This window comes from Arundinibacter roseus, assembly GCF_004348825.1.
Taxonomy (GTDB): Bacteria; Bacteroidota; Bacteroidia; order Cytophagales; family Spirosomataceae; genus Arundinibacter; species Arundinibacter roseus.
This window is the reverse complement of sequence record NZ_SMJU01000013.1, coordinates 56,856-69,719: the sequence shown is the minus strand read 5'-3', so window position 1 is coordinate 69,719 and position 12,864 is coordinate 56,856. Positions and strand designations below refer to the sequence as shown.

Annotated in this window: 10 protein-coding genes; 5 read left to right on the top strand and 5 right to left on the bottom strand. The window is 46.8% G+C overall.

From position 1 onward, the window contains the following. Window positions 1–145: 145 nt before the first annotated feature. The gene (locus tag EZE20_RS18820; protein ID WP_132120579.1) at window positions 146–2,620 is read right to left on the bottom strand and encodes an alpha/beta hydrolase family protein; all 2,475 of its coding nucleotides are present in this window, start codon (window positions 2,618–2,620) and stop codon (window positions 146–148) included. A gap of 501 nt (window positions 2,621–3,121) precedes the next feature. Here EZE20_RS18820 and EZE20_RS18815 point away from each other — a divergent pair. Further along, window positions 3,122–6,289, top strand: coding sequence for a SusC/RagA family TonB-linked outer membrane protein (locus EZE20_RS18815; protein ID WP_132120577.1), 3,168 nt, complete (start codon window positions 3,122–3,124; stop codon window positions 6,287–6,289). 27 nt (window positions 6,290–6,316) lie between these two features. Beyond that, window positions 6,317–7,807 (top strand): RagB/SusD family nutrient uptake outer membrane protein, encoded by a 1,491-nt coding sequence (locus tag EZE20_RS18810; protein WP_132120575.1) that lies wholly within the window; start codon window positions 6,317–6,319, stop codon window positions 7,805–7,807. 68 nt (window positions 7,808–7,875) lie between these two features. On the opposite strand, the gene EZE20_RS18805 is transcribed toward EZE20_RS18810, so the two are convergent. Genes EZE20_RS18805 through EZE20_RS18790 form a run of 4 tightly spaced genes read right to left on the bottom strand, consistent with a single transcriptional unit; the run spans window position 7,876 to window position 10,375 of the window. Then, window positions 7,876–8,652, bottom strand: a complete 777-nt coding sequence (locus EZE20_RS18805; protein WP_132120573.1) for a class I SAM-dependent methyltransferase — start codon at window positions 8,650–8,652, stop codon at window positions 7,876–7,878. Then, window positions 8,627–9,067, bottom strand: coding sequence for a lasso peptide biosynthesis B2 protein (locus EZE20_RS18800; protein ID WP_132120571.1), 441 nt, complete (start codon window positions 9,065–9,067; stop codon window positions 8,627–8,629). The genes EZE20_RS18805 and EZE20_RS18800 overlap by 26 nt, the downstream gene beginning before the upstream one ends. A 42-nt stretch (window positions 9,068–9,109) precedes the next feature. Then, on the bottom strand, window positions 9,110–9,388 hold the full coding sequence (locus tag EZE20_RS18795) for a PqqD family protein (RefSeq protein WP_132120569.1): 279 nt from the start codon (window positions 9,386–9,388) through the stop codon (window positions 9,110–9,112). 27 nt (window positions 9,389–9,415) lie between these two features. Then, window positions 9,416–10,375: a hypothetical protein gene (locus EZE20_RS18790; RefSeq protein WP_132120567.1), complete on the bottom strand. Its 960-nt coding sequence runs from the start codon at window positions 10,373–10,375 to the stop codon at window positions 9,416–9,418. A gap of 192 nt (window positions 10,376–10,567) precedes the next feature. Between EZE20_RS18790 and EZE20_RS18785 the strand changes: the two genes are divergently transcribed. Genes EZE20_RS18785 through EZE20_RS18775 form a run of 3 tightly spaced genes read left to right on the top strand, consistent with a single transcriptional unit; the run spans window position 10,568 to window position 12,858 of the window. Beyond that, the gene (locus EZE20_RS18785) at window positions 10,568–11,287 is read left to right on the top strand and encodes an FkbM family methyltransferase (protein ID WP_132120565.1); all 720 of its coding nucleotides are present in this window, start codon (window positions 10,568–10,570) and stop codon (window positions 11,285–11,287) included. Then, window positions 11,280–12,104, top strand: a complete 825-nt coding sequence (locus EZE20_RS18780) for a TylF/MycF/NovP-related O-methyltransferase (protein WP_132120563.1) — start codon at window positions 11,280–11,282, stop codon at window positions 12,102–12,104. The genes EZE20_RS18785 and EZE20_RS18780 overlap by 8 nt, the downstream gene beginning before the upstream one ends. Window positions 12,105–12,126: 22 nt before the next feature. After that, complete coding sequence (locus tag EZE20_RS18775; RefSeq protein WP_132120561.1) at window positions 12,127–12,858, top strand: FkbM family methyltransferase; 732 nt, start codon at window positions 12,127–12,129, stop codon at window positions 12,856–12,858. Window positions 12,859–12,864: the final 6 nt, after the last annotated feature.

The window sequence follows — 12,864 nt, the reverse complement described above, 5'->3', positions numbered from 1 at the left end:
AGAAAACAAGCAGCGCATTCCAGGTGCTTAAAACTCAATAAGCCAGTAAGTTATGTGCCGAAGTTGCCCCGCCACTCCCTAAAAAAGAGTCCTTCTCTGATTGTTTAATTCTACTAAACCGTCAGCGAAGGACTCTTTTGTTTTCTTACTTTCCGCCACCCAAACTTGCCGGTGCTTTGGAACTGTTCGTCGGACTATTTTTTACGTATTTTTCCAGCCATCCATTCATTTCGTTCAGCATGTGCAGCAACGATTCCTGCGCTGCATAGCCGTGGCTTTCATACGGAAAAAACACCAGTTTGGCCGTGGCTCCCATCCCTTTGAGAGCATTGTAGTAGCGCTCCGACTGAATCGGAAACGTACCCGTGTTGTTGTCGGCTTCGCCGTGGGTTAGCAACAGCGGAGTTTTCATTTTTGACGCATTCATAAACGGCGACATCTGATTGTACACCTCCGGGGCCTGCCAGTAGGTACGTTGCTCATTTTGAAAACCAAATGGAGTCAAGGTACGGTTATAAGCTCCCGAGCGGGCAATTCCTGCTTTGAACAAATTGCTGTGCGTGAGCAAATTGGCCGTCATAAATGCGCCGTAGGAATGTCCACCAACGCCCACCCGGCTCGAATCCACCACGCCCAGACGAACGCCTTCATCAATGGCCGCTTTGGCACTTGCCACGAGTTGTTTTACGTACGTATCATTAGGTTCGTCTTTGCCTTCACCAACAATCGGAATGGAGGCATTTTCAAGTACTGCGTAGCCCATCGTAACAAAAGCAGCGCCCGTCCAATAGCTGATTCTATTGAATGTATAAGGAGAGCCACTTACCTGTCCGGCGGCGGCTGCACTTTTAAATTCGGCCGGATAGGCCCACAAAAATGTAGGTAGCGGGCCGTCTTCTTTTTTGTAGCCGGGCGGGAGCAGCAGCGTAGCTGTCAGGTCTACACCATCATCCCGCTTGTAGCGCAACTGCTGTTTTTGAATCCCTTTAAATTGCGGATAAGGATGCGGAAAATTGGTCACCTGAACCAACGCCTGTGCAGCTGGCTTTTTGCCTTTTTTGGGGGCAGGGTTCAGCGTACGGATAAAATAATTTGGCGGTTCTTCGTTCGACTCCCGGCTTGTAAGAATTAAACCTTTGGCTGCATCCAAAATCGAAATTGGCCGCTCAAAATACGGTGCCTCTGACTGCCACAGGCGCTTGGTTTGTTTGGTTTGAAGATTGTACAAATCCACAAACGGGCGGTCGCCTTCGGGCGAAGCACCCTGCCCCGTCATGTACATGGACCGATCGGGCGTGAGGTGCAGCACGTATTCACCGTAGCTATTTTTGGTCATTTCGGGTGAGCCCGGATTTCCGTAGCGATCTTCGGACGACAGGTCAAACAGCGTAACGGGATTTTCTGGTTTGGAAGGATCAACCAGTTTGGTAATTGATTTACGGGTTGTATACCAACGCTCCGAGAAAAGCGCCGTTTGGGCATTGCCCCAGTCCACACCCGCAAGGCGATAAGCCGCTTTGTACAATTCCTTTGGGGAAGCGGTAAAGGGTGCGTCGAGGCTGTACATGATGTCTCTTACGTCGGCTTTCTTTTTTGGGTCTCCTTCGTCCTGCGCTTCTACCCAGCAAACGGTAGCCGGGGCGTCGGCGCGCCAGCTGTGGCGGCGCTGACCTTTGGGAGCTGCGTCGCGGCCCCAGGGAATGTTTTCCAGCAATGGGCTGTCATTCAGTGCTTTGGTAAGTGTACCCTGACTGCTGAAAATATCAGTCCGGCGGGGAAAACGGCTGGACGTTACCAGGTAAGAAAACGGCCGATGCAGGGTTTCTATTAGTACATATTTTCCATCCGGCGAAGGAGAAGCCGTAGCAATCAGGCCCACAGGACCAATGGCCTGCGCGCTGCCATCAAGGCCAACTTTCATAACCTGAGCCGTGGCGTAGTATTCAAAAAGTTGCTCATCGTTAGGGTTTTTCAAAAGATCCTGATACGTAGCTGCCTGTGCTTTTTCTCCCAGATTTTCCTGAATCGTTGGACCCTGAGGCACCCGGTTGATGACCGGTGCCGCGCCACGTGCGTCCGGAATGGCCCGCACGAGCAGCGATTGATTGTCAGATACCCATTCAAACGGTGTGCCCAAAACACTATTCAGCGCCAAAGTGCTCACTTTTCGGGCGGTAGCGGTGGCTACGTCCAGTACGTATAGTTCCAGGCGGGAGTCGGTGGTGTGGGTAAAAGCTATTTTGCTGTCATCCGGCGACCAGCGGATGTAGGAAAGTTTGGGCGCAACGGGCAGGCCCGTCACCGGAATGTCCTTCGCTCCTCCTTCTACTTTCCGCAGGCTCAATTGGTTGATATACTGAGCCCGGCTTGGCCCGTTCGTGGCCGGATTAAGCCGAAGTCCTGCCAGCCGATACTCCGGTTCAGAAAGCTCAGCAATCGTAGTCGTGGCCGTGTTGCGCTGCATAAGCAACATCCAGTCGCCTTTGCCATTGACACTCACGGTGGGGGTTGGTGTGGCTGTCACCAGATCGGCCAGCGGTTTTGGGGGAAGTTGGTAGGAATTATTTTCCTGAGCCAGGGCTGTAAAACTCCAAAGAAGCAAAAACAGATACTTTTTCATGCGATGAATTTTATAAAAAACAGTAAAAAAATGGGTTGTTGGGTAGTTTATTGATTTTTTGGACAATGTAAAGATTATTCCAATACGGTGAAGAATTTTTAGTTAATTAAGGTTATATAAAAAATGTTTTAGTGCATTTGTACCAGAACATGTCTATGTGTTTTATACCCAACAACTTACCTTGTAAATCAAAACTATTGAAACTTTAAATCTCCTGATCCTGACCCATCCCTATTTTTCGGTTGCAGTGATAATATCATTAAATTTCATTTGTTACGAAATAATATTAGTATTGACGGGCACAAAGGTCTAATTGCCAAATTAAATTAGGTTTTTTGACGATATTTCAATAAGGGAATTAGATTGAATATGTTGATAAAATCGAATTTTGCAAGAAAGAATGTAAATTAACCAATAATTTGTCTAAACAATAATTAACGTTATTTACATTTACATAAATGTAAAAATTTCTATAATTACTAACTTCAATTTTTTGCAAAAATGAGTAAAGCTCTACTGAGTTTCATGATGCTGTTTTTGACCGGTAGTATTCTATACGCCCAAACAACAGTGAAAGGGGTTGTAACCTCCAAAGACGATGGCTCGCCACTTCCGGGTGTGAGTATCGTGATCAAAGGCACTACAAACGGAACCGTCACGGACATCGAAGGGAAATATTCGGTAAACGTGCCTGCCCGCAGTACAGTGTTTGTGGTTAGTTTTATCGGCTACACCACCGAAGAAATCAACGTTGATAACCGGAGTGTGATTGACATTTCGCTGACACAGGATATAAAAATCCTGAACGAAGTGATGGTGGTGGGGTATGGTTCAGTGGACAAAAAAACGCACGTGGGCTCATCAATACAGATTCAGGCGGCAGACATTGAGCGGCGGCCGGTTTCCAACGCCCTCAATGCCCTTGTGGGTGCGGCACCGGGTGTACAAACCACGATGGCCAACGGGGCTCCCGGCTCGGCTCCGGCGATCCGGGTACGTGGATTTGGATCTATTTCGGCTTCAAATTCAGCACTTTACGTGGTAGATGGCGTTCCGTACGATGGCGCTACTTCTAATATTAATCCCGAAGATATTGAGTCAATTTCGGTTTTGAAAGATGCGTCGACGACGGCTATTTATGGCTCACGCGGCGCAAATGGCGTGGTGATGATTACGACCAAACGTGGTAAAAGCGGCAAAAGCAACTTTAACGTAAGTGCCTCAGGTGGAATTATTTCGCGCGGCTTGCCCGAATACGAAACCGTGTCTGCACAGCAATACTACCCGCTTATGTGGGAAGCTTACCGCAACACGCTTCACTACGGCTCAGCAAATTTGCCTTTGGATGTATCAAATAGCATTGCCTCCGGAATCACGACGGCATATAATGGCAGAAATTATTCAAGTATTGCGAATTTGCTGGGTTACAACCCGTTCAATGTGCCGGGCAATCAGGTTGTGGATGTGAACGGCGTTCTGAATCCTAACGCTCAGCTGCTGTATCCTGGCGACCTCAACTGGGCAGATGCCATTCAGAGAGGTGGACAAAGTCGTCAGAACTATACACTTTCGTTTGATGGAGGTGCCGACAAAACAACTTATTTCGTTTCATTGGGCTACACGGATGAACAAGGCTACCTGCTGAATTCTGATTTGAAGCGTTTTACAGGACGTGCAAATGTAAGTACTCAGGCAACTAAGTGGCTAACTACCGGCCTGAACCTAAACGGAACGTATAGTTTATCAAATACTGACGCCTCCGGTACGGGCGGAACGAGTTTTGTGAATCCATTTTTTGTTTCACGCTACATTGCTCCAATTTATCCCGTTTACGAGCACGATCCCGCTACGGGCGAGTTTGTTTTGGATGAAAACGGAAACAAAATTTACGACATGGGCGACAACCGTCCCTATGCAAGCGGGCGGCACCCTGTTTGGGAAAATGAGCTGAATGTTCGCAATCAGACCCGTGGCACTATCGGTGCGCGTACCTTCGCTACCATTCATATATTGCCTTCTTTGAAAGCAACAGCCAACTTTACGTTCGATTTACAGGATACACATTTCCGGCGGTTTGATAATCCAACAATCGGCGATGGAGCGCCCGGAGGACGTGCCTATCATGACCTGTATCGCACCACGAGCCGCACGTTCAATCAGCTGTTGGAATATGATAAAACGTTTGGAAAACATCATGTGAATCTGTTGGCCGGGCACGAAAACTACGCCTACAAATACAACTACCTGCAGGGTGCCCGTTCGGGAATTATTGTGGAGGGTGTTACCGAACTCCCCAACTTTGCCACTGTACTGAATGTCAGATCTTACGAAGATAATCATACCATCGAAAGTTATTTTGGCAGAGCGAGTTACGATTTTGACAAGAAATATATCATCAATGCGTCGCTTCGCCGGGATGGAAACTCCCGCTTCTTTAAAGATGTACGTTGGGCTAATTTCTGGTCAGTAGGAGGTGCGTATAATATTGAGCGGGAAGATTTTTTCCAGACCGATTGGGTTGATCTGCTCAAAATTCGGGGTTCTTATGGAGTCGTCGGAAATGATGGCGACCTGGGCTATTATCCCTATCAGGCCCTGTATACCCTGGGCCGAAACAACGACGCCGAGCCGGGCTTTACTCAGGCGTCTATTGCCAACAACGCACTTACCTGGGAAACGGGCAAAAACTTCGACCTTGGCGTTGATTTTAGCGTGTTTGGTGGACGGCTAAGCGGTAGTGCTGAGTACTTTAACCGGATTACCGACGGGTTGATTTTTGAAGTGCCGCTTGCTCTTTCCAACGGAGGAACAACCGGTGGCGGATTTACCATCAATAAAAATATCGGTAGTTTGTTCAACCGTGGATTTGAGGTTCAACTCGTGGGAGATATTGTACGTACGCCGGATTTTTCCTACTCTACGACCTTCAACTGGACTACCTTCAAAAACGAAATCACCAAAATGCCTGATACGCAGGAGTTGATAATTTCGGGCACGAAAGCGTATAGCGTTGGTCATTCCATCTATGATTTTTACCTGCGTGAGTTCTATGGTCTTGATTCAGAAACGGGTGTTTCTTTATACAGAACCAACAACCTGACTAGCAACGCCCGCGTGATTGGCGCAGATACCGTCACGACGGTTATTTCTGAGGCAGATTACCGCTATACCGGTCACTCGTCTATTCCGAAGTTTTATGGCTCCTGGATGAATAACTTTACCTACAAAAGTTTCTCCCTTGGTATTCAGTTTACCTATCAGGTGGGTGGTAAAGTATACGACAGCGCCTACGGCACGCTTATGCACGGCGGGAATTATGGTACAGCAATGCACGTAGACGCGCTCAACCGCTGGCAAAAACCCGGCGATGTAACAACCGTCCCTCGCTTCGACAACGGAAACGTAGCCAACCTCACGGGCGGCAGCACGCGCTATCTGACCGATGCCTCGTACCTGCAATTGAACAATATCACGCTGAACTACAAAGTGCCCGCCGCTCTGCTGAGCAACATTGGTGCCCGCGAAGCAAATATTTTCTTTGCCGGAGAAAACCTTGCGTTGTTCTCGGCTCGTAAAGGCATGGACGCGGTGGGTTCTTTCAACGGAACGGTCGCAAACACGTATAACTTTAATAAAGTGCTGTCGATTGGAGCAAAGGTTAAGTTTTAATTACGAATTGTTTTAAACGAATTTCTCATGAATACTATACTAAAAAAGGTAGCGCTGGGCCTGCTGATGTTGGTGTCGGTCTCCGCTTGTAAGGAAGATTATCTGGAAACTGCCCCCACCGATCAGGTGTCTACGGTAGATGCTTTCAAAACCACAAAGAATGCCTGGGCAGCGCTCAACGGAATTCACCGCATTATGTACTCGCAGATTTTCAGTGTACAGGCGCAGGGCGGGCAGTCGGGCAATATGATGTACATGGATATTATGGGCGATGATCTGGTGTTTCCGAATGTGTCCAACTCCTGGTTTCGTTCCGAGTATCAGTGGATCAACCACCGGAATCCATCAAGCAGCATTGTTTTTTATAACTATACCTTTTACTACGTCATTATTGGAAATGCCAACATGATTCTGGCCAATATTGACAACGCAGCGGGTCCTGAGGCCGATAAAAACGCAATTAAAGCACAGGCACTTACCTACCGGGCGTGGGCCTATTTTCAGGCCGTGCAGCTTTTTGGTGAGCGATTTGTGGCTGGTGCCGCAAACGCCGGACTGGGTATTCCGCTGGTGCTCGAACCTACAACCGAAGCAACGCCCCGCAACACGGTAGCCGAAATATACGCACAGGTAAATGCCGATTTGGACGCAGCGCTTTCACTTTTCGGAACCTACGGTCGGCTGAATAAATCACACTTTGACGCTGACATTACCCGCGGCATCAAAGCGCGTGTAGCGCTTACGCAGCAGGACTACGCAACGGCAGCAGCGCTGTCAAAACAAGCCCGTGCGAAGTTTCCGCTCATGAGTGAGGCTGATGTTTTGGGTGGTTTTAATAATTACAACAACCGCGAATGGATGTGGGCATCGCACATGGTGGCCGATCAGACCAACTATTTTTATTCGTTCTTTGCTTACATGTCGATCAATTACAGTTCAACGGCGATTCGTTCCACGCCTAAGGTGATGTTTTCGGTTTTGTATGATAAAATTTCGGATACAGACGTACGCAAGCAGTTGTGGGATCCGACCGGAACCAACACGGCAGACTTTCCGCTTCCGGCTTCCAATTTTCAGCGCTTTAAGTATCATTCAAAAAAATTCAGAGTAGCTGATGTTTCACTGAGTATCGGAGATGTGCCCTACATGCGGGCTGCTGAAATGTACCTGATTGAGGCAGAAGCTCTTGCGCGGCAGGGAAAAGATTTGGAAGCAGCTGACGTACTGTATCAACTGGCCGTGGCGCGTGATCCTGAATACACGCTTTCGACCAATACCGGGGAAGCCCTGATCGAAGAAATTATGACGCAGCGCCGCATCGAACTTTGGGGGGAAGGATTTCGATTCTATGACCTCAAACGCACCAACAGCCCGCTGGACCGTACTGGTGGCAACCACAGCGCTACCTTTACCAACGGAGTGCTGGAAGTGCCCGTCAACGACATCCGCTGGCAATTCCTGATTCCACAGGCCGAAATCAATAACTCAAACGGCGTTGTGGTACAGAATCCGCAGTAATTGAAAAGACGTTTGATTTACGTTGACACGGGGTGCTCTTTCTGGGAGCACCCCGTTTGTAGCTTATCCTAATTTTCAATTTTCTCATAAACCCGAAAAACCAACTGCCGATCTGCTATTTTTTGATTGTATTTATTAAAAAGCGGGCGCTGCCGAACCACCGGAATCCGGTCAAAAGGCGCGAGGCGATAGCGTGTCATGAGGCATGATTCCCTGAAATCGAAGTCGCAGTGATCAATAAATAACAGACCGCCGGGTTTTAACTTTTGGTCCAAAGCCAGGAGTTGTTCTTCAAATCGCAAAAAAGGCGCGGCTGATTCGGTTCGGTTTGGATTGTGGCGGTTTTCGGGATGCTGAAAAACGGCCATACAAAAAATAGCATCAAACTCACCCGAATGCCGGAAGTCGTCTGATAAGCTATGATAAAATACCGTAGAGTTGGAGCCAAATTTGCGCTTTGCCTGACGCAGACACCACTGATTTATATCTACCCCAACAAGCGTGGCGTGCGGAATGTACCTCGCAAGAGTTGAGATTTCTTCACCTGTGGAACATCCAAATGACAATAGTTTTGGCGTGGCGTACTGAGCAAAATGCGCCTGCGCCAAAGCAAATAGATCGGGGTAGCGGTTGGGTAGGGTATAGGTCGAAAACTGATGATAGTGCCGGCCAAAACGCCACGATTGGATCACGCGTGCACGATAGGGCCTTTGAATGAAAAAACGATAGCCATTAAAAAAACTCCACAGAAACCAAAAATAAACCTGAAATGGTCCTGATTGCCAGCGTTTTTTGCGTAACCTGACTTTTAGGTCACTTTCAGGAATAGACCGTTTGTACCACATACTCTTCGGGGTTGCAAAATCCAGTTATCTGCTGATTTCCGACTTCCGTCCACGCATGTCCATATACACTGCCGTCGGCCTCTTTTTTAAATCCGACCGAAATTCGATAGGGTAGACCATGCCACCGGCAGAGGAGTCGCGCCTGATAGGCCTGATGCCGACAAACATTGAGCCACGGAACGTAGCGGGCTGTCAGGCGTAAAGCCATTCGAATATCGGCCAGCAGGAACACATCGACCGGAACATTCTCCTGATTTTTTGTTCGGCTACCAAAATGAGCGTATTGATTAAAAAAACGGAACAGGACGTAACTCCATGCGCTCAACCCAAACGTGAGCAGTACCAGAAACTTCTGCCTTCGGCTCATTTTTAGGCCTGTCAAACTCACCTGCCTGATTCGACCAACGTATATCATAATCCGTACATAGATTTGAACGTACAGTTTTTCTACTGTTACTTATGAAACCTGACCGGGCGATGCATAAATGTAACCCATGCCTTCCATTTCCTGCAAAGCTGCCTCGACTTCCGAATGGCATTGCTCTTCGCTCACGTCATATTCAGCAAGCAGCGCCACCACCAGCTCATCCAGGGTGAGGCCTTGCTCAACTCCTTGTAAAATTTTAAAATACGTTTCGTTCAGCGTCAGATACTCGTTTTTTTCAAGGTTATATACTACGCCTTCATCACCTAGTTGGGTATATAATATTTTCTCAGGATTGATTTGGTACATCATTGTTTTTAGGGGGTAAAAGTAAATTTCTTACAAATTGACAAGTGGTTTATGATCTTTTGCGAGTGAACTCTTAGATAAAAAGGTTGGTCGAATAATTTGACTTTCAATGGCTTTTGCAAAACTCTCGAAGGTATTTTTGTTGGCTGGACGAACGGCTTTCCAGCACGGTACGCGCTGAACAACACTCGTAAGGTGTCGGAACATGAGTGCTTCCCTGCCCATAGCGACAAGCCATTCGCGGCGGTAAATGTTTCGGTACAACGCAGGCAGGGCCTGCATCGGGCTCAGGTTTTGAACCTCAATTTCGTCACCAGACTCTTCCAGAAATACAAGCCCTGCAACCGTTGGTTTTTGGGTGCTGAACTGTTCATGAAAGGAAAATCCGTATTTATCAATATCAGAAAAAATAATCTGTTTGTCGGCTTCATCGAAAATGCGTTGTTGGCCAATAGTTTTTTGCCAAAGCCTTGCCATCGGATACGACGGTACGGCCACACACGTCTCTTCCTGCATTTGTAAAAGTGCGGTGTCGTCGGTAAATGGCGCGTAGCCCAACTCCTGTAATTTGAGCGCCGTGGTAGATTTTCCCGTTTGCGAAGGGGCGGCAAAAAGCAAAACCTTGTCTGTGCCTATGCCGACACCCGATACATGAAACGGAATAAGGTTTCGTTGAAGCAGGGCTATTGCCAGACAGTTGGCATAAAAATAAAGCAACACCTTTTCAGTATTGGTTGATATGGGCTCAATTAGGATTTTAAAACCGTGAGATACAAAATATTTACCAATTTTGGGTTGTTCGTACCTAAATTCCTGGGCATTGAAAGTACTGAAGGGCCAGTCATGCGTGGGGGGATTTTCAAATGTCTCCGGAACTTTACCAAGCTCAACATGTAGCGGTTGTCCCACAATGGTTGAAGAGCTTACCAATGCGGGTAGTTCAACTGAGGAGACAATAGACAGGCCGTATGCTTGGTATAAAAAGGGCATCAAAAAAGATTTTGACAAAGAAAAGCATCTTTTGTAGTAAAAAAATAACTTTGAAAGGTATTTTTTTCGCAATAATAAATTCCGAATATTGTCTCTCGATTAGAATTAACTATAAGTAGACTTCATGAAAGTCAAATATTTCTTCCAAAAAAGTTGTTTTTTCGCTTAAAAGAATTGTACATAAAATCTACTATGGAAGATAGCGTGTTAAAGGGAAATATCCAGAAAAATCAGGTACTTAAAGGTTACAAAATTTTTTATTTTGACCGTTTGGAATTTGACATTCTGGTCAGGGAAATTTTTGAAGATGAAGAATACGCCCTGGAATTGTCCCGTCCTGATCCCTGCATTATCGACTGTGGCGCCAACATTGGACTTGCCACGCTTTACTACAAAATGCACTATCCCGATGCGGAGATTTTTGCCTTTGAGGCCAATCCATTTGCTTTCAAACTGCTGTGCCAAAATGTGGAAGAGAATCAGCTGACAAAGGTTAAAACAGTTCAGACCGCGTTGTTTGACCGCGAAACAACTCTTCCTTTTTCGGTCGGCAAGGTGATGGGCTCCATGGGAGGATCGCTGGTAAACCGACTCAGAAATCAGGTGAATTTACCTCTCAAAACCACTCGTTTATCCAGCTACTTACAGGATATTCCCCGAATTGATCTCGTCAAAATGGATGTGGAAGGCTCGGAAGTGCAAATCGTGAAGGACTTGAAGGAAGCAGGACTGCTACACAAAGTTGAACGCTATTGCATTGAATATCATCATCGTACAGATCTTACCGCTGAGTTAGGCGCTTTTCTACACACTTTTGAAGAGGCGGGTTATGCCTATTCCATGGGATTTTTAAGAACCTACGGTGAGATGCAGTGTATCCAATTCAATTTTTTCAGAAAAAATAATGGATGAGTCCCGAAAATTATATCGCGACTTGCTGAAACGCTCGCTGATGGACTGGTACGGTGTGGATCAGGTAGCATATTTTCCGCTTCGGGGGAAAAAAGTGAAGAGACTGCTGAAAGTTGCCAGGTGGCTTGGGTTCAGGGATAGTGTGCTTTGTCGCTACGAAACCTATACCGTTGAAAATCGCTCGCAAGGCCGGGATGTACCTCCCAACGGCCTGACGATGCTGGGTTTTAAGCGCCTGGATAACATTGAGTTCTGCTTTGATGAAATCATCCGAAACAACATTCCCGGCGATCTGATCGAAACGGGCGTTTGGCGCGGAGGGGCTACTATCTTCATGAAAGGCTTGCTCAAATCCGTGCAGGATACAACGCGTACCGTGTGGGTGGCCGATTCGTTTGAAGGCTTGCCTAAGCCCGACCCGCGCTACGAAGCGGATAAAGAAAGCCACTACCATCTCGAAACCTACCTCGCCGTGCCGATGGAAAAAGTGATGCTGCAATTTGCCCGCTATGGCCTGCTCGACAACCGCGTGCAGTTTCTGAAAGGCTGGTTTAAAGATACGCTTCCGCACGCACCAATCGAAAAACTGGCGCTATTGCGGCTCGATGGTGATATGTACGAGTCTACGATGGATGCACTCGTGCATCTGTACCCTAAACTTTCGGTGGGAGGCTTTATTTTGATCGACGATTACCATTCCATTGAGTTTTGCAGAAAAGCAGTGGAAGACTACCGTACGCTGCATTCTATCAAGGAAGAAATTCTTACGGTAGACTGGACCGGCGTGTATTGGAAAAAAGTAAAGGATATATTGTGATGTATTTCTGGTTAGCCTTCATATGCAACTACTTAAAAAAGCAATTCAAAAAATTTTATTCGCAATTGGATACAAACTTGTACCTAAGATAAGTCGCAAACCGGGACTTAGTATTGGGCAAGACCTGATTCAACTTTTAGAACCAATTTCTGCCCCAAAACTTATTTTTGACGTAGGAGCGCATAAAGGAGAATCGCATTTGATTTATAGAAAAGTGTTTCCACAGTCCACGATATATTCTTTTGAGCCTGACCCGGAAACCTTTAAAGTTTTACGTGCAAATACGGCCAATCTTCCGGCTGCAATTCTTGAAAATGCGGGTGTTGGTGCCGCCGAAGAACGATTGCCATTTTACATCAATAAGGAAGATTCTATGGGCAATTCTTTTCTAAAAGTTTCGGGACAGGATTCGCAGCCTTTTGTAGAGGTGCCCGTTCATTCACTCGACAGTTATACCAAAGAGCGTACTATTCAACTGATTGATTTTCTTAAAATTGATACGCAGGGCTTCGACCTTGAAGTGCTTAAGGGAGCCGAAAACCTGCTGAAAAATGGGCAAATCAAGGTGATTCAGTTTGAAGCAATGCTGGAACCTTACTACCATCAAATGCCCACTGTTGGGGCGCATCTTGATTTTCTATTGGAACGAGGCTATAAAATGGTTGGTATGTACAACTGCCACCGACAACAAGCAGGAATTGACTGGGCTGATTTTCTCTTCATTCATCCCTCAGTTCAGGAAAGAATTCACTAAACTTCT

What these genes read in the sequence shown, in the direction of transcription:
- EZE20_RS18785 (WP_132120565.1), top strand. Translation starts at nt 10,568, where the DNA reads ATGGAAGATAGCGTGTTAAAGGGAAATATCCAGAAAAATCAGGTACTT.
- EZE20_RS18820 (WP_132120579.1), bottom strand. Translation starts at nt 2,620, where the DNA reads ATGAAAAAGTATCTGTTTTTGCTTCTTTGGAGTTTTACAGCCCTGGCT.
- EZE20_RS18800 (WP_132120571.1), bottom strand. Translation starts at nt 9,067, where the DNA reads ATGATATACGTTGGTCGAATCAGGCAGGTGAGTTTGACAGGCCTAAAA.
- EZE20_RS18795 (WP_132120569.1), bottom strand. Translation starts at nt 9,388, where the DNA reads ATGATGTACCAAATCAATCCTGAGAAAATATTATATACCCAACTAGGT.
- EZE20_RS18805 (WP_132120573.1), bottom strand. Translation starts at nt 8,652, where the DNA reads ATGTGGTACAAACGGTCTATTCCTGAAAGTGACCTAAAAGTCAGGTTA.
- EZE20_RS18790 (WP_132120567.1), bottom strand. Translation starts at nt 10,375, where the DNA reads ATGCCCTTTTTATACCAAGCATACGGCCTGTCTATTGTCTCCTCAGTT.
- EZE20_RS18810 (WP_132120575.1), top strand. Translation starts at nt 6,317, where the DNA reads ATGAATACTATACTAAAAAAGGTAGCGCTGGGCCTGCTGATGTTGGTG.
- EZE20_RS18780 (WP_132120563.1), top strand. Translation starts at nt 11,280, where the DNA reads ATGGATGAGTCCCGAAAATTATATCGCGACTTGCTGAAACGCTCGCTG.
- EZE20_RS18775 (WP_132120561.1), top strand. Translation starts at nt 12,127, where the DNA reads ATGCAACTACTTAAAAAAGCAATTCAAAAAATTTTATTCGCAATTGGA.
- EZE20_RS18815 (WP_132120577.1), top strand. Translation starts at nt 3,122, where the DNA reads ATGAGTAAAGCTCTACTGAGTTTCATGATGCTGTTTTTGACCGGTAGT.